This window comes from Nostoc sp., from assembly GCF_036917315.1.
Classification (GTDB): domain Bacteria; phylum Cyanobacteriota; class Cyanobacteriia; order Cyanobacteriales; family Nostocaceae; genus Nostoc.
In genome coordinates, this window is sequence record NZ_JBALDR010000028.1 from 1 (window position 1) to 24,356 (window position 24,356).

Consider the following 24,356-nt stretch of genomic DNA (forward strand, 5'->3'; position numbering starts at 1 on the left):
CGAAATGGTCATACTTCCATCACAATTTCTCAAAGATTTCTCTCTCATGATATTGACAAACTTCTTGCCCTTGTGGAATGAAACAGCCCTGCCTTTTTAAGGGGGGTTAGGGGGGATCTAAAAGTGCCTAAAGTCACAGCGAAACACTTTTCAAACAACCTCTAAGTAAATAACAAGTATTAGTCACAACGGAACTTAGTCTCAACGATACTTGCAATTGCCTTGGAAATTGGTCAGTTGACTATTATTTCAACAAATGCAATTTTACGGGTTTAATTGCAAATGCTCTAGATAAACTAAGTAAGTCAGCGAGAATAAATAAAACTATATTAAGTAATATAAAAAATCTGAAGATTATTTTATGGTAAGTGTTTCAGCCCTGATTTGTTGGCGTAGCGTCTCGTAGAGAGGACTAAAATCATCACTGCAAATCTTTAATTATTTACGCTGCTATACTTCTCAAAAGTTTTCTATCTTCCCTTATAAAAACTCCTTTGCCTTATTTCCAGTGTTGGGAATAGGGCAAATTTCTATTTTGCTGAACACTCCATGCACGATCCAGGCAAAAATTAGGTCTATCGACAAATCTCAAAGGTTCATCCAGAAAGTCAAACGTTTGTCCAGAAAGCTCAAACGTTCGTCCAGAAAGTTCAAACATTCGTCCAGAAAGCTCAAATGTTCGTCCAGAAAGTTCAAATGTTCGTCCAGAAAGTTCAAACATTCGTCCAGAAAGTTCAAATATTCGTCCAGAAAGCTTAGAGGTTTATCCTAGAGCATAATTTACTAGATGCAAAAGTCCTATACCCGATTGGGCATAACCACAGCCAACAAAAAATACCTCTGTGTTTAATGCCCCATACCCCATGCCCAATCCCAGTCCTTTGTATTTGCGATCGCAAACTTACTTAACCTAAATATATACCTTTAGCAGAGGTAAATTCAGAGGCTATGTTCGATATTTAAGTAAGTATTAGGTATTAAGAACAACTGAACTCAGTTTTAACCCCACTTGCGATCGCCTTGTAAATTTGTCATTTGCTTATTCTTACAACAAATCTGGCTTTACAGGATTGATTGCAAATGCCCCTAGATAAAGTATCAAAAGTTTTCTGTTTTTACTTATATAAGCTCCTTTGCCTCATTTCAACTCTTTTGAAATGAGGCATTTTCTATGTTGCTATACACTCACAGGTAATTTTGTCATCGGGAATAGAGGCAAAATATTAGTACTGCAATGTATTTTCCTTAACCTGGTATATTGACTTATGCTTCATCTTTGTTTTGCTAGCGATCGCTTTTAGGAAAAAGCTTTAATCTAGTAATCAATTCGATTAGTTAAAAATACTGAGGTCGATTAAGTAGCAAATTTGATTCAATTAATCAAACAAACGGTATTGTAATTGTTCCCGTTTGCTTATTAGGTGATGCTACTTACAGACTGGAACCAGATTTTAGACAACATTTTGCCTGATGAGAGTAGTGAGACGCTGATCAGTGAGATATTTGTAAGACCTCTAATAAACGCACTTGGATTTAATGATAAAGAACGTTTTCCACAATTTCCTACAGGACATGGGACAGTAGATTTTGCTGTTCGCAAAAATACTGGTGGTGATATTTTTTTATTCTCTAAGAGCAATCCCTATTTACTTGTTGAAGTCAAAGCACGAGCAACAGGAACAGGAGCTAAATTTAATTTATCAGAAGGCACTCCTCAATACATAAACACTATAGAGCAAATAAAACAATATCTACTTGATTCTAAGTGCAACACATCTCAATGGGGCCTTATTACTGATTCAGTTTATATCCAGTTATTCCGGCGACATGGAAAAATTATATTTCCTGCAACTTCAAATAGTTTAATTAAAAAAGAGAATATTCATACTATCGTTTCCGATGTCAAACATTTAATTGACAATCCGCCCAAAGCCTTAACTGTTTGTGTTTACAACAACAAAGGAGGTGTGGGGAAAACTACGACAACTGCCAATTTAGCAGCCACTTTTGCACAACAAGGGAAGCAAGTTTTAGTAATTGACTTTGATCCACAGCAAGGAGATTTAACTAAATCTCTTGGTCTAGAAGTAAAAAAAATTAGTTTATATGATTGTCTATCCGATAGAAACTTAAACGTTCACGATACAGTTCAAGCATTTAAAGTCAAATTTAAATCTGGTCAAGTGTTCCAATTCGATGTTATTTCCGCAGATCCAAAACTGCTAGATTTTACAGAGCAAGACTTAGCAACAAGAATTGAAAAGGGGGCTGCTAGGTTAAAAGATACTCTAAAACCTTTGGTATACGAATATGATTATATATTCATAGATTGTCCGACAAACTGGATGTTTTTTAGTCAAAGTAGCCTCTACGCTTGCGATGTCGTTTTGATCCCTACCAAGCACAATAATTTAGCATCCCTAAATAATGCAGCTAAAGTAATTAAAGAGTTAGTACCAAAAATTAAGGCAGCTAGACAAGATGGTGGCCCAATCGCCTTACCTATATTTTTTAATGGTGAAAATATCACTCCTCCTCAGCTGAGAATAGCAAATCAGGAAATTGAAGCTATTATTACCAGAGAAAGTAAAGCATCTAATTTCAATTTACGTCCTTATTTTTATCCTAATAACCATACAAAAATATTCAGTCTGCCAAGTTATGCAATTGTAGCAGGTGCAGCCTTTGCTCGAATCCCAGCAGCTTTTACGCATTGTATTGCTACAAATTATTATCTCGATCTAGCTAAGGAGTATTTTATTGTATGAGTGATTTTGATAATATTGGCAAACTAATGCATCTGAAGTTAACCGATCTTAAACCTGGAGATCAGTTTTCCGAATCGGAATTTATCATCAAAGCAGCAGCAGAGTCTATCTTAGAAGCTGATGGGCGAAATTGGATTCCTGTTATTGTTAAAGAAATTGGTGACTATCAATATCAAGTTGTTAGTAATCATTTCGTATATGCAGTTGCTCAACAAGCTAAGTTAGAGCGAGTCTGGTGCATAGTCATCTCATCAGAACCTCAAAGTATTGAGCAGGCAAAAATTTTAGCTAGAGAAGTTTTACCTAAAGTAAATTTGAATACAGCATCACGAGATAGTATTCTAGCTGCACTTAAATACTTAATCTCAGAACCAAGTAGTGCCTTAAAGAGTGTAGATCCTATTGTTGCCACAAACCGAATTGCAGAGTCTAATCGCAAAACTTGGTCTAATTTCAACCCTATTCTTACCTTGAAATGTGGAATTACTAAAGGCAAAAAGTTGGATGCTCTTGCAAAAGTATTTTTTTTGTCATCATTACCACCTTCACCGCCGTCACCACCTCCAGAAATTGTGAGTATTAAATCTGCATCAAGAGATGAAGTGTTTACTCGTTTGATTTATTTGTCAAAATCTAAAATAGATGGTTTTGAAGCTATTGATATAGAAAAATCATCTGATATTATATTCAGTGCTAGTAAAGGCAAATGGAAAAGCTTAAATCCTATCTCTAAACTTGAATGTGGCATTGATACTACAAAAATAAAGACTCTTAAAAAAGTGTTTAGTCTCTAATCTTATCCACCAATTACAGGAATCACAGACACTACTTTCTCAGCTTCATCTACTATTATTTGCGCCAGCCCAAATTGTTCAATAACTGCTGCATTTGTCGTCAAATGTCTACTCACTTCAGCTACTCGATACTGACTTTCTTGTGAAGCTAAAGCAGCTGGCAATAATAACTGATCTGCTAAATGTTCATCCACTGGTGCGCCGGTGTAATGAAACTCAAGTAGTTGCTGACAAGCAATCTCTGCAACTGTTTCCGCCGACAACCGCAAACGCCCAAATCCACCAAAGCCAGTTAAGCTATTCTGATACTCAGCAGTTAAAAAAATACCCGCCCCAGGTGCCACACCTCTTTCTCGCAAAGTCTGTACAGTAACCTTTAAATGGGCTTCCCGTAACAAATTCTCCGCACGATTTGCCATCCGTTGCGGAATATGGGAAGGTAATTCCGTCACCACTGCTAGTCCTCGCACCTGTTGTAAATCGCCGCGTTCCAACAAGTCGATCCCACCGAGTTTACCACCGCCATCCACCTGTAACTCTACCTCGCCCCCACCTTGGGGATACCACCCCCAAGCGCCTAACTTGACTTGGGCTTCTACACCCATGCGTTGCAGTATGGGCAGATAAACTTGCTCAATGTACGTCGCTGTCGGGCTAAAGTTTACATGAGTTCCACCCTTTAGTGTCACCAGAGAATTGCCAGATGCTAGTGCCAAAGGTAAAAGAATTGTTTGAAGAACTAGAGCGATCGCACCCGCAGAACCACCTTGTTGTGCTTTACTAACATCAAAGGTATAAATTCCAGCTTGCACAGCACTACCTGGGATGAATTCCAGCAGCATTGAACCCAAAGCATCACCCCGTAGTTGGGCATTACAAATTCTCGCCGCCGCCCGAACAGCTGTTAAGTGTTGTGCTGCTAATCCTGGCTTTTTGCGTCCAGCGCGAATGCCTGTAATTCGTATGGGTTCACCGGTGATGGCGGCTAGGCTTAAGGAAGTGCGAAGAACTTGTCCGCCTCCCTCTCCGTAGGAACCGTCAATTTCAATCATGGGCGATTATTGGAATGTTGGATTTTGGGTTATCCCCACGGCTGTTAAAATCAAACCACAAATTATAAACGCCCAGCAACTAGCTTTTTGGAGGTAGGTTACACAAATATACAGAGAAATTTCTGATATGTGTTTCTATAGTTTGCTAATTTTGAATTTGGAATTGAATAACCTTGCTTTTACCGGGGTTCATCAACCCATAAGGATCGACTATTTCTTTAAATTTTAACTGCTCAGGATCGATAACTTTTCTGCCGCTGTCTTCAATAATATACGTATGAGGATTGGCAATACTCACACCCTGTTCTTCGTGATAGCGGATAATTTCATTGAGGCGTTCTTCTGTGGTGTAGCGCACCAATTGCAATGCACCAGGAACTACGACACCATTCACCCGAAAAAATTCTAAATGCATCATTACCTCATCGCCGAAGTAATTATACATCTGCTCTACTACTTGCAAATTGCGTAGGCGCAGCCCGCCGGAGGCATCGCTAGGAAAGAGACTTTGTAAGTATGTAATACCAGTATCTACACTCCGGGCAAGTAAGGTAGTGTGGTTCCAGCTAAATTCTGCTAATTGTGTACCTTTGGCTGCTTCCTCGGCTGATTTTTTATATGTAATCTGGCCGCCGTATTGCTGCACCAAAGCCGGTAAGAATTCCAAACTCGGTTCGGAAATTATCAAAAATACTGAGTGAGTCCCTTCAGGAATATACTCTTGTACTGCGTGAAAATATTGGGAAATTGGGGATGCAAAGACAGAAATCAACTTCTTAATCATGCCATCAGCATTACCAATTGCCTGACCAAACTTTGCTGCTGTCATAAAGTCATCAAAAGTGACAATGACTTCTGCCCAAGGATAAGCTGGCCCTAAAGGAATTTCGACTTCAGTGATGATGCCATTAATTCCCCAAGCATGATTTACCTTTTGGACATCATCGCCGCGTAATGCGATCGCACGGGGTTCATCTTCTACAGTTATCACCCGCAATGCTAAGATATTACCGCGATCGGCTAACATACCATATTGGATCGAGCCAATACCTCCACTTCCCCCAGCAATAAATCCGCCAATTGTGGCTGTGCGGTACGTAGAAGGTGCCATGCGGATTTCCCAGCCGATTTCTCGTGTTTTTTTATCCAAAGCTGCCAACTTCACTCCAGCTTCTACCCGCGCCACCCCCGGTTTCACCCAAAGAATCTCTTGCAAGCGCGTCATATCTAAAATTACGCCACCGTGCAACGGTACACATTGCCCATAATTCCCAGTTCCCGCACCTCGCACAGTTATAGGTATACGATGTTTTGCACAGGCGGCTGCAACTTTTAAAACCTCTGCTTCATTTGCGGGACGCACTACGATATCCCCAACTTTTCCCTCTAGTTTCGACACTAACACGGGGCTAAAAGTGTGATAATCCTGGGATAGTTTTGCGACTTGGGTAGAGTCGGTAATAGTTTCTATGCCTTCTAGAGAATTAATCAGAGCATCTAATTTTGTCATCATAAATAATAATATATCCTTTTTTTTTAACGCAAAGGAACGCATTCGCGTTCGCTTTAGCGTCTCTGAAAGAGAAGCGTCTCGCAGAGAAGGTTTACGCAAAGGAACGCAGAGGAGTTAATTCTCTGCGAACCTTTGCGCTTCCCTCTGCGCCCCTCTGCGTTTTAAAATTTTAACTCTCATGTTTCACAGAACGTTCATACCACTTATACCAATTCTGTATGAAGATGCGCCAAAATAGAAGATGGTGCATATGAGATTGGAAGTTGAGATCAAAGAAAGCTTTATAAAGGATATCTGTTGATTATTTATACCAATTTTCTAACATCTCCCAAAGTTCTGAGCGCTATCTTGCAACGCATCCTGTGGGAAGCCGCAGAATCTTCTGATTATGTGAAACTAAAACTAAAAACTAAAAGTACTCCGCAGAATGCCGATAGTAACTGAGTCACTATCTGGTGTGTTACCAGGCTGGATAAGATGAATTATTCCTGGTGTAATACTGATATTATCTGTTAGCTGAAAGCGATAAAATGCTTCAATTTGAGTTGTCGTACCTGGTTGTCCGCCTGCACGTCCTAAACCTGTATTGATAAAATCAGGGACATTATTCCCTACAGGTAAGTCACTACTAGTTATTTTAGGAGGTTGACCGACATAAATTCCTGCTAAATTTCCTTTAGCAAATAAATCAGGGAAATTCAGAAACACCATATAATTTGTCGTTTCTACACTTCCTGATTGCCCAGGAATATAAGATTTAGTATAACCACCCCACGCACCTGCACTAATATGGGGAGAAATTTGCCAAGTGAGGGTTGCACCCACAGCGTTAGTTTGTAGCGGTGCTGATTTTCCGGTAGTCGTATTAACTGTAGTTAAGCATTCATCACCAACAAAGGTTAGCAAACAACCATCTGAAGCGTAATTATTAACGTAATACAAACTTAAGTCTAGAGTATCGGTTGGTGTCAGCAGTAATTGCACACCTGTAGTGGTGGTTCCATCAAATAAACCGCTACCTTTACCGGGATTTCCTGGTTGATAACTAGTATAAATTGCCTGCAAACTAGCGCGTTTAGCAAATTGCCAATCAATAGCTATACCACCGTGACCATATCCCATATTTAAAATTGGGTTTCTTTGGGCAAAATAAGATAATGGCCCTGTTGCAGCACTTTCTACCCGATTGGGGCCTCGGAAAGCAGCTGGCATACTTACGCCCTCTGTTCCTACCATTACTGCTAATTTATCTGTCACCAGCCAATGAAAATTGAGGTCACTTACAATCAAATTATCTGTAGGAAATTCGTAGCCAAGTAAAACATCATTCCGAGAAACACTATTGGTAAATCTAGGCCCACTAGTACCGTTACCATCTAAAAGACCTGTAAACAAGTAACTGCTAGGAGTGATTTGACTAGTTAAATACAGTTGCGCCAAGGATATAACATCAATATTTGTCCCTCTATCATCTGTATCTTTTTGTCCATCTCTAGGATTAACATCACCACGATTGTTAGTTCGTCCTTGAATGCCAACTATCAGTAGTCCACTGAGTTTAGTTGTTGTTGAGAATTGGTTGGCTTCAATTTCAGCAGTTTTGGCTTCTAAATTATCGACACGACCCCGCAAAGTTGCTAATTCAGGGGCAAATTCTGACTGTAATTTTTGTAATATTGCTAAATCTTCGTGAGTGACTAAATCGCTGGTGGCTGTAGCGATTAATTCGTTGACTCTATCTAAACAAGCGTTTACACCCGCAGCAAATTCATACCGAGTTAAGGCGCGATTACCGCGATAGTTGCTATCTGGATAGCCGGCTATACAACCATAACGTTCTACCAAAGACTGCAAGGCTTGGAATGCCCAATCGTTGGGTTGTACATCTTTGAGTTGAGATACCGATGTAACTTGGTTCATCGGTTCTTCTGGGGAAAGGGAGGGAGATAAGGGCATAATATTATCGCCCTTAACTCCTATCTCCTGAGTAGTTTCTGTCTTGATGTACTCTTGTGCTAATGCTTTTTGTGCAACTCCATTTATTCCCGCAATTAATAACCATGCGAGCATCCAGGTTTTGCAATGACTGCGGCTAATAAATCTACCTTTCAATTTTTTACACTCTGCTCACATACTTAAGTGAAGAGTGTATTCCCGATTGTCTAGGGTTCACATGGGGACATTTACGGATTTTGTCGCAAATTAGACTTAATGCTTCTGGGCAACTTTTGCAAGGGCGAGTATAACAGGGTATTGGGGAATGGGGACTGGGGACTAGGAAATGAGTTTCTCAATCCCTAATCCTCAATTCTCTAATCCCGAATCTATGGCAAATCGTTCACGCAAGCTGAAGCCAAAAGCCTCTAAACCAAATCAACCTCGTACTGGTGCGATGAAACGCGTCGTTAAAAAACCCCAGAAAAAGCTAAAACGAGGAAGTTGGTTGTCGTCAATGCTAGCGATCGCAATTATCTTAAGTAGTGCTAGTCTAATTATGGCTTTTGCCTGGATTAGTGTTCTCTTCATGTTCAATCCAGACGAAGTAAGCTGGCTAAATAAAATTTTACCTGCATGGGCACAAATCCCCCTTGGTAAGCACGAACGCCCCCAAACTCTCAAACAAATTCAACTCGATTTGAGTAAAAAAAACCAAATATTTGGGGAAACTCTACCTTTATATCAGGATGTGAAAACCTCATTTTTACTACCAGTTTTTCAACAACGTGCTAATTGTCAATCTGATTGTGAAGAATTGGTGGAACTCAGGGTTTACGAGCGATCGGTTGAGTTAGAGTTTAAATCTCAGTCAGAAAATTACTACTATCTAGCAACTCAATTACCTATAACTGGCCCAGATGAATCCTTTGTGATTTCTTCTTTGCTTGATGGAACATCAGAACCCCAGGATATCAGTACTCCCCTACCTTTAACTGAAGTGCAACGCTTTGAAGGTAAGACACCATCATCAGGCGTTTGGTTTGATTTGCGGGGTAAACGCCAACAAGCAGCTGGTTCTATCTGTTACGGTTACGTCGTATACTACAATCCAGAACGCACGAATTTAGTACAAATGTTGTCTTGGACTAGTCCTAACGGACAATTGCCCAAATGGCAGCAGGTAACTGGTGATGGTACAAAAGAGTTAGTTGTCGATCAAACAGTAGGTTTAGAACCGCACTTACAGGTTTACCAAGTTAAACCTCTAAAGTTATTCCTCAAACCAATTCAATTGGAGGCGATTAGCCTCAAATCATCGGTCTTCAAGGATTCTGGATACCAAAGTGCCCTGTCAATTGCTCGTAGTGGATTGTGGACACCAGCCTTTGAATGGTTAAAATTCATTAAGAAACAGCGCAAAGGAGGTTTACCAGAAGTAGCGCAAGCGCAAATGGATTTGATTCGCTTGCATTCTCAACTTACTAAAACTCAAGCCCAGAAGATTTGGGCAAGTCCTAGTCAAGAAGTGCTGGCAGATTTGATTGATGGTCGCTGGGAGAAAGCTTTACAGGTATTTGAAGCGTCGCCACATAATGCCCAGGAAATTGCTACTCTACTCAAAGCTGATGAAAAACGGTTGTGGAATCGCATAGCAGCGGCGTTGCAGGTGAACCCAAATAGACCAGAGGTGCAAGCTTGGTTCGCGTTGATTTTAGCAGTGCAGCGGGGAGAAGGACATGCTAATTCTTGGTTAAAGGCGCAACCAAAAATTACAAAAGAAAATCTTGACTATATTCAAGGTTTGTTGGCAAGACTCAATGGTGAGGGTACATCGCAAATATCCTCTATTCACCCTAGTCAGATTGTTGGTACGGTGCAACCAATTACTCAAGTTACCAACACCGAATGGCTGCAACCAAATTCCCCAGCAAATTTGAAACTTACGGATAACCAAGTTTGGTATCAGGTGGAGGTAAGTGCATTTAATGACGGGAAGCGCTGGCTAAATTTCCCCTTTGAGAATTTCAATCCCCCGAAAACTGATGCCGCCAAATTTTTCTGGAAAACTATGGGAATCACTTCTGACCCGGAAATCCAGATTGTAGTCTGGTTGCCAAATGGAGAACAAAAAATTACTATCGCCGCTATCAAAGCGGTGCAACTACGGGGTAAAGTTTTGCGCCTATTAGCTGCCGGCCCAAAAATTCCAGATAATCAAAACGATGTTCTCCAACCCAAGCCTTTAGCTTTGACAAATGCAGCACTGGAATGGGTACAACCATCTCCTATTACTCTACGAGAGCTGCATCAACAAAATCCCCAAGGGGTGAAAGTAATGCTATCGAGTCTGTGGCAATCTTTACAAAAATCCGGTGAAGTTCCATCTGGTGCCATTCCTAGCTTTGAACAGATGCAGGAAAAATTGGGTGATTGGCCCGTTCAAGTGATTGATTTAACAAATAACGCTCAATCAGAAATAATCCTGACTATCTCACCAGAAGCCATAGCATCCTTGAATCAGCCGACACCTGAAATTCAGGGAGAAAACCCAGAGCAACGCCGCGACCGGACTATAATTTTGTCTGATGTAAATAAAGTCATTTACACTGATTTTACAAGAAATTACTTACAAAGACTCTCTGCGATCGCCAAGCTTTCAGGGGTGCAATCCTTAGCTTTACTGGTAGAAAATGCTCATAACTACAGTTTGAGGCGCTGGTCAGAGAAAAATCAGCGCTTTGAATAACGCACCCCTGACTCAAATTTCCTCTTTACTCAAATTTAAATTAAAGAGGGGAAAAGCGCAGGCGTAGCCCGTCGTAGACATCGCTATCTAGAAGATGGACTTATTCTTCTTTTTGGTTGGTTTCGGCTAGACGTTGGTGCTTCAGGTTTTCCAATTGCTGCAACAGAGAGTCTACCTCTGCTTGTAAATGCATCAATTTAGCTTGCTGATCGTCTTGATAATAAGACTTGGTTAACTTACTGACCCAGGCAGTCTGGGACTCGCAATCGGAAACGTTAGATAAATAAGTAGGCATCGCTAATTAAATCCACAATTTAACTCACACCATTAGAAATATTATAATAATGCTCTTTTAAGCTTTATTAAATAATTGTACATTTTCAATCAATTACTCTAATGGGTTTTGGGTTCAATCATAAAAGACGGTGATTATAATGGCTGTGTTCCAAAAAAAACACTGACCCAAGTGTGTTAAGCATCCTTCTACTGGAAGGTACTTAGGAATAGTTAATTTATACTCTATCAATTATGGTTGTACAAACAATTATCGCCGTTTTTGAGGAATTTACGCAAGAAATTTATGTAGACTATATCAAGAATTACGCTAAATAATGAAAAAACTATAGGCTGAAGCACTTGCAAGTCAAATAAGAATCCTATAGATTTGCAGATGATATTTCACCTCGTCAGTATCCCCTAAGCTAATTTGTTGAAGCGAAGGTCGCCGTGGCGGTTTATGATAAATTAACGTTCTAAATAAAATAGCAAGTGAAACGCCTGCACCACAAAAAATAATATTCTTAACAAGATTCTTTTCGATTAGGGAACTCTGAACGGGCAACTGGTAACGAAAAATCTACTTTCTTCCTCTTTCCATTTTGCGGTTCCCGATCCCCCCCTTTCTAAATATCCAATCCTTACATTAAGAAATTTTAAATCCCGTGACTTTGAGCCTGTCTGTTGCTACATCTCATCGCCAACCCTGGCCCGGACTGATAGAAGCCTATCGCGAATACTTGCCTGTCAGCGAAGAAACACCGATTGTGACTCTGTTGGAGGGCAACACACCTCTAATACCAGCGCCAGCGATCGCAGAACGCATTGGCAGACAAGTACGGGTTTTTGTAAAATACGACGGTCTCAATCCCACCGGCAGCTTCAAAGACCGAGGGATGACTATGGCAATTTCCAAGGCCAAGGAAGCAGGGGCAAAAGCAGTCATTTGTGCCAGCACGGGCAACACCTCAGCCGCCGCCGCCGCTTATGCCAGACGGGGAGGCATGAATGCCTTTGTACTGATTCCCGATGGCTATGTGGCGCTGGGCAAGTTAGCTCAAGCATTACTGTACGGCGCAGAAGTATTGGCAATTAAAGGTAATTTTGACCAAGCGCTAGAAATTGTCCGCGAGATGGCCGAAAGCTATCCGATTACTTTGGTGAATTCAGTCAATCCCTACCGCCTAGAAGGACAGAAAACAGGAGCCTTTGAAATTGTCGATGCATTGGGTGATGCACCAGACTGGTTATGTATTCCCGTGGGCAATGCCGGAAATATCACCGCATATTGGATGGGATTTTGTCAATATCATCAAGCCAGAAAGTGCGATCGCCTACCCAAGATGATGGGATTCCAAGCCGCAGGAGCAGCCCCCTTAGTACACGGTGAGCCAGTGGCGCATCCCGAAACCCTAGCAACAGCAATTCGCATTGGCAACCCTGCAAGTTGGGATTTAGCGATCGCAGCCCAAACCGCCAGTCAGGGAAATTTCCACGCCGTTACCGATGCCGAAATTCTCGACGCTTATCGACTTTTGGCATCATCAGAAGGTATCTTTTGCGAACCTGCGAGCGCCGCTTCTGTAGCTGGGTTATTGCAGGTAAAAGACCAAGTTCCCACAGGGGCAACAGTCGTTTGTGTCCTTACAGGCAATGGTCTAAAAGACCCAGATACAGCCATTAAACACAATCACAGTCAATTTCAACAAGGTATCGCAGCAGAACTAGGCGCAGTAGCCAAGGCAATGGGATTTTAGGGCATTGGGCATGGGAAGAGGCAGAGGGCAGAGGGGCAGAGGGGCAGAGGGGCAGAGGGGCAGAGGGGCAGAGGGGCAGAGGAGAAAAACTTACTGCAACTTCTCCCCTGCTCCCCTGCTCCCCTGCTCCCCTGCTCCCTGCCCCCCTGCCCCCCTGCCCCCCGCCCCTGCTCGCTCTCGCGTCAAGCTATCAATAGCATCACCCAAGGCAGTAGTCAGACTATTGCGGCTTTGGGCGTGATTATCCTGCTCAGTTTTCAAAGCTTGCAAGAGGCGATCGCGTTCTTTAATCGCGGCGATAAGTTTAGCTTGCAAGTCTTCCACAGATTTTAGTTGTTCTATTTCTTGTTGAATCGCTACTGGTGTCCCAGCAGCCAGTGTGTCTACTTCAAGACCTTGGAGTTTATGCAGTTCTGCCTTGAGAGAGGCGATCGTCTGTTGGGAAAGTTGGGTATCTGTGCGGCGTTGTTCTGCTTCTGTGTTGTAAAGCTGACGCCATTTTTGGGCACTTTCCCAAGCCGTATCGCGCTCGTGTTGCAGCTGTGCCATCTGCTCTTTGATTACCTGGATTTCTGTCAACCACTGTTGTGTTAAAGCAGCCGTATTATTAGTATTTTCAGCCATTTTTATCCTTGTACGTACTATAAAAGTACTATAATACTGTTTTTCGCCAATCAAAAAAGCACGATGGTTTATCTTCTTGCTAGAACAAGTATACTACTTTCATACTAAAGACTGACTACACCATCTTGGCATCAAAAGTTCTCAGAGTTATGCAAGTGACGAGCGAGAAGCTAGCGTGACATTGCCTAGCGCTCTATCGGTTACAGTTCCGAGAATACCGGGTGAAACGGTTAGCGGGTCAATAGCTTCTATGGGCACACCGTAGCTGTAGATACCTTCAGGGCAAAAATACCTGTCTTCAGGGTTCAGAAGAAAGACACGACGCAAAAAGCCTATCTCACACGTTAAACCGGGTCGTAGGATAGCGTAGCCAGCTTGCCGTGTCTAATTGATCTATCCACAGTAGAACAGTACTTGAATAGATGCCGGACATAAGGCATATCCTTTGGGGGAATCTTCCAGATGATTTCAGATTCCCATCTCAATGAGTCCTCATCATCCATCTGAAAAAATGATGATTTAAGTTGTGTTTTCATGGGGTATTGCTCAACTCATCAGCATTAAGCCAAGTGGTGTAAGTACCGTCAGGTTTTTTACAGCAGTATTGCTCATCTCTAAACTCAACTATCTCTAACTCGATTCCACTGTACTGAGTGAGGTAGCGAGTACCTTTATACGAAACAATATCCCCAACCCTCGGTACTTTTAGAGGTTGGTCTAGAGGTTGGTCACTCTCAAGCCTTTGATACGCAACGGTTTCATTAGGTAGCCCAACCTTCTCAACCTTTTCAGAAAAATTCTGGAATTTTTCAGTTTTATCCAGTTCACCAGAAATATAAGCGCGGTGGAACTCATCTATGTCTGTTTTCTGAAAGTTTTCGTCAAAATCGGGTGAGGTTGGGCTACTTGGCTGAATGTTCTGCTGTGTAAGCTTTTCAGTTTGACCAACCTCTTGACCAACCTCTGAGGTCGGTCTACATTCCTTTTTCTTGACCCAACCCCTACGCCTCTTACCTTCAATTACCTTTCTGCCAGACTCTTGTTCCTATCCCAGCTTTTTGAGAATATCGGCTACCCTCATCTGATAGCGTCTCTCCTGTTTTCCCTGTTCAATAGAAAATGCCTCAAGCAATATTTGAGAGATGGTAGTCCATGTCCTATCTATCAAAAATTCTTGGATGTGGTCTACCCATACATCCTGAATTTGATAGTCTTCGTTATCCTCAGCAGATAACACTTCCTCTTCATCTGTCAGCCACCAAATTTCATCATTTTGATATGCAGCATAAGCAGAAGCCCAAATTCTGTCTCTTGATTGTTCAAGTACATGAAAATCTATCTTTTTAGTGACGGGTATAAACCAAAAGCGTCTGTTTCCGCTAGGGTCATTTAATTGTTCCTTGTTGTTAGTAGTGGCTACAATCACTGAGCATCTAGGAAGTTCTTCTATGTCTCTTGCGTAAGGAGGACGAATACTATCTACTTTTGTTGTCAAAAAAGACTTTATCTGTTCAATGTCTTTTCTTTTGAAAACTGCTTCTAGTTCAGCCCACTCGACAACCCAGAAGCGATGGAGCTTTAACACTTCATCTTTATCCGACATATTGGACATTGTGTCGTCAAAAAAGCACTTTCCATAAAGAACCTCAAAAAATGTAGATTTATTAATCCCTTGATCTCCATATAAAATTAATGCTTCATCTTTTTTACACCCAGGTTTACAAGCCCTAGCTACAGAACCAATCAGATGCGCATCGGCGCAAGGTTCACCCTCAACAATGAACAGTGAGGCTTTTATCATCCTTGCCATCTCTAGCTGGTAATAGCGGTAGACGGGGATATCCTCCCTGTTGATATCTCCTAACCCTCGAACCCAGCGTCCACCCTGGTAGTGTTCCTGCCAGATTTTCTTTTCGCCGTTGCCGTCGTCTATACGGATTACTTTAATTAATGGGTTGCCGTCCCGGTCATCATACTGCCACTCTCGCCTCTGTTTGGGTCGTAACTGTTTCTGCTGGTTTACTGGAGCGAGCTAGCAAGAGCCTTCGTCGTCCATCTTGCTGGTTTTACGCCACCCCTTAGCCGATTCACCACGTTTGCATACTTCTAACTCTCCTATCTGATAGCACCAGTCAGGTTTACCGCAATGACGACATGGATTATTCTTGCTGACACGTATTAATCCATTATTTTCTGTGGAGTTATTAGAGTAATCTACGTTTTCTGCAAGATTTATTGTTACCATAATCTTTGTATTTAAAAACATAAATCTACGGTAGCAGAACAAGAAAACAAATTTCTGCTATCTTTTCTTTGTGCCTCAAATTAGCTGCATTGCTTTTATAACAAGAGTTACAGAAATACAACTTAACTATCTACCTAGCTCAAAAGCTTACTAATAAAGGTTTTTTATTATTACTCCAAGTAATCCATAAAATATTTAATATGCATACGTATTAAATTGTCTAGGTTTCCGTGATGACTATACAATTTTAAAATTAATCTTGGTTCAGTGCTGGCTTTAGCTTTGGATAGATAATATTTTTCTAATACCTTAAGGTCGTAGAAAAATGTTTTTCACAAAAGGTATGAATACACAAAATTAATTTACGGAAAGGATGAACCTTTTGAATATTTTTCGCTGAAAATAAATAACCTCCTTTTGGCAGGAGGTTACAGTTACATTATTAATTTTTGTTTCGATTATATTACAAGTGTAGCTCCTGAAAGTTCATTCGCGTTGTAGCATCTGAAAGGCACTTCTCTACACTAAAAATCTAAGTATAAATGCTTTAAGCGATATTTCAAAAACACCAGAGTTATACAAGATATCTCTTGTCATCGGAGTTTAAAACAATTGCATAGCAAGCATTAAGACCATATTACACAGGTGAAACCAACATCGGGCTAAAAGCATCCAGCTCAGATTAATCCACAAGTGCGATCGCTCCTGGGGGTTATGGGGATGGGGTGTGTAGGGTGAGTATGTGGGTCTAGATTGGGTGTTAGTTTTTACAGTGATACGGGAATTATAAAAAAGGTGACTGCTTATTAACTATGACTCAGCTAAAGCTGCCTTGTTTTTATGATGAACGTCCAATTGTCCCTTGAGCAAGTGTTGATTAGCCTTCCTGATGATGCGCCAGAGGCTACTGTAGGTCACATGTTTATGCCTCCATTCTTTGAAGCGCTCGGTTTTCAATCAACGGAGATTTTAGCAGAATTTAGTACAAAGAGAGGTGCGGAAAAGGTTGATTATGCTCTACGTCATAACAAAGGAGATTGCGATAGTTTTGTAAAAAGTAGAACCAATCCTAATATCATAGTTGAAATAAAGAGAAGAAACGATAATCTTCAAGAAGGAACACCCCAATACAAGGAAACAGTCTGCCAATTAAAAAGTTATTTACTTGCTCCAAACTGCAAAACAGTTCAATGGGGAATTATTACTAATGGTTCTCATATACAGTTATTTAGAAAGCATGGGAAAGTAGTTCATCCATCTTCGCTCTGTCTAGAGATAACGCCTGATAATATTAGTAAAATTACTAAAGATATAAGACAAAAAATAGAGAATACACCTAGAGCTTTAACAGTAGCTATCTATAACAATAAAGGAGGGGTAGGAAAAACGACAACTACAGTTAATCTAGCAGCTACGTTAACTGTTCAGGGTAAAAAAGTATTGATTGTAGACTTTGACCCCAACCAAAAGGACTTAACTCGCTACTTTAATATCAAACCCAAAAAAGACTCTCTTTTCTCCCTATTAGAAGATAAAAATGATCGGATTTCTTTCAAGGGGGAATTGATCAGTTATACAGTTAATTTTAAAACTCCAGCTAAAACATTGAGTTTTGATATTTTGCCATGTGACGAAAAACTAGGGGATTTAGATGATGCAGAACTTAAAAAGCTTTTCAAAGAATATAGATTACGTCAAGTTTTGGACAAAGTAAAGTTTGATTATGACTATATTCTAATTGACTCTCCACCTAACTGGCGTTTTTTTAGTAGAAGTGCTGTTATTGCCTCTGATGTAGTAATAATTCCCACAAAACCAAACAATATTTTTTCTTTAGAAAATGCTGCTATCACTATCAAAGATTATATACCTGAAGTTCAAGAATTGAAGAGAGACGGTACTCCTGTTGCATTGCCTATATTTTGGAATGGCGAAAAGATTACTGAACCTCAAAAGCGTACTGCGTATAAAGCAATTGATAACCTGATAGAAAAATCTGAAAAAAATCAAGAGACTCCATTTGATTTACAACCATATTTTTACCCACGGTTTAAAAATTCTGTCAACATACAGAAACAACTTATATTTGAACTGCCGAGCTATGCACATATAGCTAATTGTGCCTTTTCTCATTTACCTGCTGTCTATAAAGATATAACAGCTTATAACTATTATTTAGACTTAGCAAAGGAATATTTATTGCAATGAAAATAGATGACATTGGTAATTTAATGTATTTGTACAGAAAAGAAATATCTTCATGTGTAGGTACAGATGCTCCTGAGTTTTTAATTAAATCCACGGCACAAGCCCTAAATAACTTGGGAGGTCGTAACTGGATACCTATAATTGTTAAAGAGACTGGTGAAGACCAATATGAAGTGATAGGTAACTCGTTTATTTATGCAGTCGCCGAAGAAGCAAGGTTAGATAAGGTTTGGTGCATCATCGCCGATGATAGTAAAGAGACATCGGAAGCTACTAGGATTCTGGCTGGGGAGATCAAACCAAAAATTAACCTATCCTATGCTGATAGAGATGAAATAAAATCTGCACTTGAATATTTAATTGAGAAACCAGATAGTGTTCTTAAGAGGGTGAATCTTTCGGTTGCTACTAATCGAATTGAGGAAGCCCCTCGTAAATATTGGACATCTCTAGACCCTATAACGACACTTAGATGTCAAATTACCAAAGGGGTTAGGTTAAATGCTTTGAAGGAAGTTTTTGAACTGACACCTGAACCATTGCCTGATGTTATAAAAGACCCGATTATCTTGAGGACATTGACAGTTACAGAATTAAGAAAAATGGCTAAAAAAAGGGTAATACCTGGATGTAGCAGAAAAGGTAAGGACGAATTAGTTCAAGTCTTAAGCCAGTGACAGGTAATCGCTCATGACTACCTTAAGTTAAATTATTCTGACTAATCAGTGGTCAAATCGTTCTAGGCTATGCATTACAGGTTCTACAGTCTGACGATAAAAATCAATCGGCACGGACGCGCAAGGTATGTCTGCTGTGTAGTTACTGCCCCCAAAAATAAAATTACAATTTTGCAGTGCCTAGAATGCTTACCGTGTATAGATTGCAGAAAATTGACTCTCAAAGGTGAGTACGATTTTACTTGTTAAATAGCTATTTTTCATAGGTGGCATACACAAAAAAACCTCTAGAAGCCTTATTCCTAGAGGTTTTATATTTACTTGGAGTTTCTACTTAGAGTAATCTGGGAAATACTTCTCTACTTACCTCTAGTGAGTTCTTCAATCATTTTTTTCATCTCTTCCATCTGTTCTTGCTGTAACTTGTTTTGCTGCTTAAGTAAATCAATTTCTGATTGTTGCTGTGCTTGTTGATTAGCTGGTACTTCACCATAACCCGGCTTAATCCGTCTGTTAGCTTCCCAATAATGCTTATCATTTACTTCTGGATGATGCCCACACCAGCTAGCTACTACTCTTTGGTCGATGCCGTAAACGTTTTGTTGAATACAACTAAACGTATGCCTAGTATGGTGAATTGATAAATATTTAGAAACCTTACCCTGCTTGATTAACTCTGGAATTACAGCACACTTGATTCTACTAGTTCCCGTCCCCCCTCTCCAGTGCTGGTGAATTGTTTCTCTAAATAAAGGCATTCCCCTTTCTGACGGGAAAACAACATCATATTTATTTTCTTTTTTTGTAATTGCTTTCATTAATTTCCATAACCTATCTTCTTTAGGCATCGGAAAAATTCGATATTGCTTATGTTCCGGCAAATGGCTGGTTCCTTTGAGGGGAACAAAGCATTTGCCCACAGAAGACCATTGTCTTGATATAACAATACATTCTCTCTCCCATTTAATATCACTCCATTTAATCGCTATCGCTTCGCTAATTCGACATCCACTGAGAAAAAGAAACTCAATTAATTGAGCATATTTTGGTTTCTTGTCGTAAACATAATTAATTATCGCCTCCATTTCTTCAATAGAATAAGATAATTCTTGGGAAAATATCTCTTCGTCATCTGCTTCGTGGTCATCGTCTAGCCTATTTTTTGCAGATGACTTGCTTAATTCTTCTGCCATATCTTCAAAGGGATTCAACGAAGAAAAACCATGTTTTATCCCTAACTTATAAGCTTTGCCAAGATTCCTTATAGTCTCCTTGGCAGTCCAGTTGCTTTTGTTACTGACTAGCCAGTTTCTAATTGCTAATGCGTCTTCCCCCACAGTATTAATTGCTTGTTCAATTGCATTGCGAAAAGTTTTCCGTAAAAACCGTAGCGTATTCAACGCAGTATCTTTTTCTCGATACTCTACATATTTGTCATATAGCTCCAACAGCCCCATCTCTTTTTTGGCTGGAGGCACTATCGCTAATTGTGGTCTTTCTTTCCCGATGCCGTACTTAACTAATGTCGGATCGAAGCATCCATTAAGAAAATCTAGATGTATCTGAAGGCACTTACTTTCTAACAAGGTATAATTCTCTGGGGTATCAGACAATCCAGGACGTATTTTTTTCTGAGGAGTGGTAGGTTTGTACCATCCAGAGGTTTTACTAATATCCACGGAGAACTGGAGTCTTAGCTTGCCATCATTAAGGCGCTCAATGACTACCGTATCTTCGTAAGCTTTGCGCTGAGGGTGTTTTGGAGTGTTAATCATCGTACTAATATCGTACTAAAAATGATTGATAAGTAAAAAAAGTGTTTCTTGAAGTACTGCTTTTTTTAGATAATCCTTATTTATTAGTAGCGCTCAAGTGTACAATAAAAAAACTTTAGCACAACTACTGTTGTGTTAAATCTTGATTCATAGATTAATAGTCATTAGTCATTAGTCAATGGTCATTAGTTAAGAACTTTCCACTCGGTATTCTTGCGGTAGAAAGATAGATGCGATCGCTACGCAAAATTTAGCACAGTAGTTAATAAACCCAACCAGTTTTAACTCTAAATTATGCCAAAGCTTCGTTTTTTTCGCTTCTTTCGCCACCTCAATTGGCGCACGATTAAAAAAACTTTTTCCAGAACAATCGAAAGGCGACTTTTGGGACTCGCCTCGGAAATCGCCTTTAATGCCATGCTATCGCTGTTTCCAGCAATTCTTGCTATCATCACAGCCATTGGCTTATTGGCAGAATCTTTACAAAATACCTTTAAACAACTGGCGGCACAACTAAGTCAAGTCCTACCCGAACAAGCCCTGGAGCTGATTCGTGATTTTGCTACCACAGAAATTACCAACTCCAAAAACAGCGGTTTATTTTCTCTAAGCTTTGTATTAGCAATTTGGACTGCTTCTGGGGCGGTGAGTACGGCAATGACAGCCCTCGATCAAATCCATCAAATTCCTTCAGAAAACATCCGTCCCTTCTGGAAAGCCAAGCTTGTCTCTCTGGGATTAACAATCGGTACTATGTTGCTTTTAGTATTGGCTTCTCTCTCAGTATTTACTAGCGACTGGCTTTTGGGAATAGTAGTACGCGAAAATAGTTCTTTGATCTTTTTGTTGCATCTTTGGCTACTGTTACGCTGGCCTTTAGCTTTAAGTATTGTCGCTGTCGCCTTTGGCTTTGTCTATCGCTATGGCCCAAGCAAGTGGAACTCAGGCACGCCAATGATGCCTGGAGCAATTTTAGCAGCTGTTTTTTGGGCAATGTTGTCTGCCCTATTTCGGCTGTATGTGGCGAATTTTGGCAATTATAATAAAGTATATGGTGCTGTAGGAGCAGTGATAGTTTTAATGCTCTGGCTGTCAATGAGCGCTGCTGTTCTGTTAATCGGCGATCAGTTGAACGTGACTGTCGGCGAAGATATGCGCTTAAAAGCCCAGCCGCAATCGCAAGTAAAATATTAATTCGTAAATCCCTGAGAAAATGATTGCAAAAGCTCAGTAGGGGAGTAAAATATCTAACGATTCAATACAAAGTTAGCGATCGCCTCCATGCCTGATTCTCCTCCTCGATTTCCGATGATTGAACCTGATGCCAAAGCACCCACCTTGAAACGCCTGCGTCAGTTAAGTCGGCTGCTGGACAATGTTATTACCATTCCTGGCACAAAGATTGGTTTTGGTTTAGATCCAATTTTAGGACTCATACCGATTGGTGGTGATTTTTTGGGAATAATGTTTTCTAGCTACATTATTCTAGAAGCAGCACGGCTAGGCGTATCTAGAGCCACTCTAGGTAAAATGGTTTTGAACGTAATCATTGATGGCTTGGTAGGCGCTGTCCCAGTTTTGGGAGACTTTTTTGATTTTGCCTGGAGAGCTAACACTAATAATATCAAGCTCTTGGAAGAATACTTAAAGTTTCCTAGCGAGCAAAAGAGTGCAGACAGATGGTTTATCTTTGCCGTTTTGGTTGGATTATTGCTAATCTCCATTCTCTTGGTAGCATTGCCCGTGATCCTAATTAGAATTTTGTGGAGCGTCTTTACAGGCGGTTAAATTGTTTATTGATAAAAGAATGAAAGATTGGTGGCAAACTACTTTTCCTAAAGGTCGGCAAAGTCTAATTATTACTGATGCTAAAGGGTATCCTATACAAATTGCTTATGGCGAAAGAGGTAGAGGTAAACCGCTAATTTTGTTACATGGAATGGGGAGCTGGAGCTACAATTGGCGCCACAGCGTAGCAGCATTATCTAAATATTACCGAGTAATTTGTTTTGATGCTAAAGGTTTTGGTTTTTCCGAAAAACCATTGTCTCGTAAAGAACACAACGGTCATCAAGTTATTGAGTTTCAAAGAATTATTCAGGCATTATGTGATGAACCCGCAGTTATTGTAGCAGAATCTTTGGGGGGATTAGTTGCGCTTGCTCTTGCTCAAGAAAACCCGCAGTTAATCGGACGGCTTGTAGTAGTAAACGTACCTGTTTTTGCCGAACAGCTACCCCATTGGTCTATGTGGTTGCTTGCCCAAACGCCCCTAGAAGTAATGCAAACAATTGATTCCTTACGTCTGACATATTTGTTTGCACCTCTATTTAGAGAAGTTATGGCAATAGAAAGACGTAGGGTATTATTCGATCCCTCAATTTTGACGCAGGAAGATATCTATTGGATAACTTACCCGTTTACTGAATTGCCTGGTACGATCGCAAAAGTTGCCGAAGAGTTACAAATAGCCGCGCGAGAAATTGAGAATTGGCAAGCAAATAAGCCCAATATGCTCACCAAAATTCAAAATAACCTGAGTGCGATTAAGTGTCCTACACTAGTTTTGTGGGGTGAGCAAGATAGTTGGTTTCCTGCTAGTCATGGTAAAAAATTACATCAACACATCCCCAATTCCAAATTACAGATTTTATCTAACTGCTGTCATGATGCCTCAACTGGGGCTTCTGAGGTGTTGAATAAAACGATTCTGGAGTTTTTACAAGAGACTAACTTCTAAAGAAGAATTCTGACTCCTGAATTCTGTTTTGATAAAAAGAGAGTGGGAGGAAGCATATCAGTCAGCTTTCAAACTCCCACTCTACCATTTGCTGCTGAAGCGAACAGGAATGTATACAGACGTTACCCATTAGGGGGCTAATGCGTAGTTCAACAACAACGCCTGCACGCATTGAATATTCCTGTTGCAGCAAATGCCAAACCTGATTATTGAATTTATTTACTGAGATAAATACTCGGCAAATAATTGTTATAGATAGCTTTTAGTTTTTGTAAATCACTTAGTAAATAGTGTTTTACAAAAGCAATTTGCTGAGGTGGTAGTCCCTGATAATCAAACCCTTGAAGTCGTTTATCTTCATACAATTTAACTTGAATAATCAAAAGCTGGTTGCCATTTTGGCAAGTTTTTAAATATTCCTAATTGCTCATATCTAACTTTTTAAAAGCAGTTAAACCGCTATATAGCAAATAAATTATTAATACATAACAAGATTCCCGACTTCTTAGAGAAAGTCGGGAATCTAAACCAAGCTAATTGGCAAAAAGTGTTAATTTAACGGGGTTTTACTTTACCGTAGTATTAATACTGGCGTAAAATAGCAGACAATGAACTATTTTTACGAAGATCCATCAAGTCTGCTAAAGGTTCTGTCCGCGTATCCAGGTGGTGCTTGTGTTCTGCTGGAAGAACAGTTACCAGATGCTTTGTTTTAGGTTGCATCTGCATAAGGGGCATGAGTTGTGGCTGTGGCACAAAAATTGGCTGACTCTTGGGAAGATTTGGTTCCAATTTTTGGTAGTGCTTCTGTGCCAAGCGTACCTGATGGCGATTAACCTGTTTTTGAACTTTTTGCGGTTGCTTGGTGCGGTTAAGCATTCGGAAAATCAGCAAAGAACCGCCACCACAGCTGAGAACGATCGCAGCAATCATCCATAAAGGTGTAGGATTGCTATTCTCTGAGGGCAGACTGATTGGTTCTTCAACTATAACTGGGATTTTTTCTGGTTCTTCTTGTGGCACGGCGCCAGCATTACCTAAGCTATATAAGGCAAAGGTGCCACCTCCCAGAAACATGGCTAAACACCCAGTCAACAATAGCCAAGGATGATGTGCAACCAGATATATCAGAACATTCGAGCTGTTTCTTAGTCTCGATTTCCTGTTTGTCAGCTCTGGAGTAGCCCTTTTTAATTGGGTTCGCTCGCGCTGTACACTCTGACTTTTTTCCATGATTACTTTC

General features: G+C 40.4%; 18 protein-coding genes and 1 pseudogene. 9 read left to right on the forward strand and 10 right to left on the reverse strand.

What is annotated here, in order from left to right; all coding sequences use genetic code 11:
- Positions 1 to 499: 499 nt before the first annotated feature.
- Positions 500 to 721: a hypothetical protein gene (locus tag V7K84_RS12510; protein WP_334838433.1), complete on the reverse strand. Its 222-nt coding sequence runs from the start codon at positions 719 to 721 to the stop codon at positions 500 to 502.
- 703 nt (positions 722 to 1,424) lie between these two features.
- Between V7K84_RS12510 and V7K84_RS12515 the strand changes: the two genes are divergently transcribed.
- The gene (locus V7K84_RS12515) at positions 1,425 to 2,768 is read left to right on the forward strand and encodes an AAA family ATPase (RefSeq protein ID WP_334838435.1); all 1,344 of its coding nucleotides are present in this window, start codon (positions 1,425 to 1,427) and stop codon (positions 2,766 to 2,768) included.
- Positions 2,765 to 3,562, forward strand: a complete 798-nt coding sequence (locus V7K84_RS12520) for a Rho termination factor (protein ID WP_334838436.1) — start codon at positions 2,765 to 2,767, stop codon at positions 3,560 to 3,562. Before V7K84_RS12515 ends, V7K84_RS12520 begins: the two co-directional genes overlap by 4 nt.
- 2 nt (positions 3,563 to 3,564) lie before the next feature.
- On the opposite strand, the gene rtcA is transcribed toward V7K84_RS12520, so the two are convergent.
- The 3 genes from rtcA to V7K84_RS12535 form a co-directional block, all read right to left on the reverse strand.
- Positions 3,565 to 4,614, reverse strand: a complete 1,050-nt coding sequence (rtcA, locus tag V7K84_RS12525; RefSeq protein WP_334838437.1) for an RNA 3'-terminal phosphate cyclase — start codon at positions 4,612 to 4,614, stop codon at positions 3,565 to 3,567.
- A 145-nt stretch (positions 4,615 to 4,759) separates the two neighbouring features.
- The gene (locus tag V7K84_RS12530; protein WP_334838438.1) at positions 4,760 to 6,127 is read right to left on the reverse strand and encodes an FAD-binding oxidoreductase; all 1,368 of its coding nucleotides are present in this window, start codon (positions 6,125 to 6,127) and stop codon (positions 4,760 to 4,762) included.
- Positions 6,128 to 6,529: 402 nt separating this feature from the next.
- Complete coding sequence (locus V7K84_RS12535; protein ID WP_334838439.1) at positions 6,530 to 8,197, reverse strand: iron uptake porin; 1,668 nt, start codon at positions 8,195 to 8,197, stop codon at positions 6,530 to 6,532.
- A gap of 256 nt (positions 8,198 to 8,453) precedes the next feature.
- On the opposite strand from V7K84_RS12535, the gene V7K84_RS12540 reads away from it, so the two are divergent.
- Positions 8,454 to 10,811 (forward strand): hypothetical protein, encoded by a 2,358-nt coding sequence (locus V7K84_RS12540; RefSeq protein ID WP_334838476.1) that lies wholly within the window; start codon positions 8,454 to 8,456, stop codon positions 10,809 to 10,811.
- A gap of 100 nt (positions 10,812 to 10,911) precedes the next feature.
- On the opposite strand, the gene V7K84_RS12545 is transcribed toward V7K84_RS12540, so the two are convergent.
- Positions 10,912 to 11,106, reverse strand: a complete 195-nt coding sequence (locus tag V7K84_RS12545) for a hypothetical protein (protein WP_334838441.1) — start codon at positions 11,104 to 11,106, stop codon at positions 10,912 to 10,914.
- Between the two features lie 646 nt (positions 11,107 to 11,752).
- Between V7K84_RS12545 and thrC the strand changes: the two genes are divergently transcribed.
- Complete coding sequence (gene thrC, locus V7K84_RS12550; RefSeq protein ID WP_334838443.1) at positions 11,753 to 12,844, forward strand: threonine synthase; 1,092 nt, start codon at positions 11,753 to 11,755, stop codon at positions 12,842 to 12,844.
- A 90-nt stretch (positions 12,845 to 12,934) separates the two neighbouring features.
- Here thrC and V7K84_RS12555 read toward each other — a convergent pair whose 3' ends face one another.
- From V7K84_RS12555 to V7K84_RS12565, 3 genes and pseudogenes are all read right to left on the reverse strand, one after another.
- The gene (locus V7K84_RS12555; RefSeq protein ID WP_334838445.1) at positions 12,935 to 13,468 is read right to left on the reverse strand and encodes a hypothetical protein; all 534 of its coding nucleotides are present in this window, start codon (positions 13,466 to 13,468) and stop codon (positions 12,935 to 12,937) included.
- Between the two features lie 147 nt (positions 13,469 to 13,615).
- Positions 13,616 to 13,837, reverse strand: a pseudogene (locus V7K84_RS12560) (DUF6009 family protein); the annotation flags it as partial.
- Positions 13,838 to 14,513: 676 nt separating this feature from the next.
- On the reverse strand, positions 14,514 to 15,269 hold the full coding sequence (locus V7K84_RS12565; protein WP_334838447.1) for a virulence-associated E family protein: 756 nt from the start codon (positions 15,267 to 15,269) through the stop codon (positions 14,514 to 14,516).
- 1,299 nt (positions 15,270 to 16,568) lie between these two features.
- Here V7K84_RS12565 and V7K84_RS12570 point away from each other — a divergent pair.
- The gene (locus tag V7K84_RS12570; protein ID WP_334838449.1) at positions 16,569 to 17,921 is read left to right on the forward strand and encodes an AAA family ATPase; all 1,353 of its coding nucleotides are present in this window, start codon (positions 16,569 to 16,571) and stop codon (positions 17,919 to 17,921) included.
- Entirely contained in the window at positions 17,918 to 18,598 is a 681-nt protein-coding gene (locus V7K84_RS12575) for a Rho termination factor (protein WP_334838451.1), read from the forward strand. The genes V7K84_RS12570 and V7K84_RS12575 overlap by 4 nt, the downstream gene beginning before the upstream one ends.
- Before the next feature lie 359 nt (positions 18,599 to 18,957).
- Here V7K84_RS12575 and V7K84_RS12580 read toward each other — a convergent pair whose 3' ends face one another.
- Positions 18,958 to 20,373, reverse strand: coding sequence for a tyrosine-type recombinase/integrase (locus V7K84_RS12580; RefSeq protein ID WP_334838453.1), 1,416 nt, complete (start codon positions 20,371 to 20,373; stop codon positions 18,958 to 18,960).
- Positions 20,374 to 20,667: 294 nt separating this feature from the next.
- Here V7K84_RS12580 and V7K84_RS12585 point away from each other — a divergent pair, with 294 nt between their 5' ends.
- The 3 genes from V7K84_RS12585 (at position 20,668) to V7K84_RS12595 (ending at position 23,113) form a co-directional block, all read left to right on the forward strand.
- A complete protein-coding gene (locus tag V7K84_RS12585; RefSeq protein WP_334838455.1) occupies positions 20,668 to 21,567 on the forward strand; it encodes a YihY/virulence factor BrkB family protein in 900 nt (299 codons plus the stop codon).
- A gap of 87 nt (positions 21,568 to 21,654) precedes the next feature.
- Positions 21,655 to 22,161, forward strand: coding sequence for a DUF4112 domain-containing protein (locus V7K84_RS12590; RefSeq protein ID WP_334838457.1), 507 nt, complete (start codon positions 21,655 to 21,657; stop codon positions 22,159 to 22,161).
- 19 nt (positions 22,162 to 22,180) lie between these two features.
- Positions 22,181 to 23,113: an alpha/beta fold hydrolase gene (locus tag V7K84_RS12595; RefSeq protein WP_334838458.1), complete on the forward strand. Its 933-nt coding sequence runs from the start codon at positions 22,181 to 22,183 to the stop codon at positions 23,111 to 23,113.
- A gap of 582 nt (positions 23,114 to 23,695) precedes the next feature.
- Here V7K84_RS12595 and V7K84_RS12600 read toward each other — a convergent pair.
- Positions 23,696 to 24,346 (reverse strand): hypothetical protein, encoded by a 651-nt coding sequence (locus tag V7K84_RS12600; RefSeq protein ID WP_334838459.1) that lies wholly within the window; start codon positions 24,344 to 24,346, stop codon positions 23,696 to 23,698.
- Between the last annotated feature and the right edge of the window lie 10 nt (positions 24,347 to 24,356).

Coding starts and splice junctions, on each gene's coding strand:
- V7K84_RS12510 (WP_334838433.1), bottom strand. CDS start 721: ATGTTTGAACTTTCTGGACGAACATTTGAACTTTCTGGACGAACATTT.
- V7K84_RS12515 (WP_334838435.1), top strand. CDS start 1,425: ATGCTACTTACAGACTGGAACCAGATTTTAGACAACATTTTGCCTGAT.
- V7K84_RS12520 (WP_334838436.1), top strand. CDS start 2,765: ATGAGTGATTTTGATAATATTGGCAAACTAATGCATCTGAAGTTAACC.
- rtcA (WP_334838437.1), bottom strand. CDS start 4,614: ATGATTGAAATTGACGGTTCCTACGGAGAGGGAGGCGGACAAGTTCTT.
- V7K84_RS12530 (WP_334838438.1), bottom strand. CDS start 6,127: ATGATGACAAAATTAGATGCTCTGATTAATTCTCTAGAAGGCATAGAA.
- V7K84_RS12535 (WP_334838439.1), bottom strand. CDS start 8,197: ATGCTCGCATGGTTATTAATTGCGGGAATAAATGGAGTTGCACAAAAA.
- V7K84_RS12540 (WP_334838476.1), top strand. CDS start 8,454: ATGGCAAATCGTTCACGCAAGCTGAAGCCAAAAGCCTCTAAACCAAAT.
- V7K84_RS12545 (WP_334838441.1), bottom strand. CDS start 11,106: ATGCCTACTTATTTATCTAACGTTTCCGATTGCGAGTCCCAGACTGCC.
- V7K84_RS12555 (WP_334838445.1), bottom strand. CDS start 13,468: ATGGCTGAAAATACTAATAATACGGCTGCTTTAACACAACAGTGGTTG.
- V7K84_RS12565 (WP_334838447.1), bottom strand. CDS start 15,269: ATGATAAAAGCCTCACTGTTCATTGTTGAGGGTGAACCTTGCGCCGAT.
- V7K84_RS12575 (WP_334838451.1), top strand. CDS start 17,918: ATGAAAATAGATGACATTGGTAATTTAATGTATTTGTACAGAAAAGAA.
- V7K84_RS12580 (WP_334838453.1), bottom strand. CDS start 20,373: ATGATTAACACTCCAAAACACCCTCAGCGCAAAGCTTACGAAGATACG.
- V7K84_RS12585 (WP_334838455.1), top strand. CDS start 20,668: ATGCCAAAGCTTCGTTTTTTTCGCTTCTTTCGCCACCTCAATTGGCGC.
- V7K84_RS12590 (WP_334838457.1), top strand. CDS start 21,655: ATGCCTGATTCTCCTCCTCGATTTCCGATGATTGAACCTGATGCCAAA.
- V7K84_RS12595 (WP_334838458.1), top strand. CDS start 22,181: ATGAAAGATTGGTGGCAAACTACTTTTCCTAAAGGTCGGCAAAGTCTA.
- V7K84_RS12600 (WP_334838459.1), bottom strand. CDS start 24,346: ATGGAAAAAAGTCAGAGTGTACAGCGCGAGCGAACCCAATTAAAAAGG.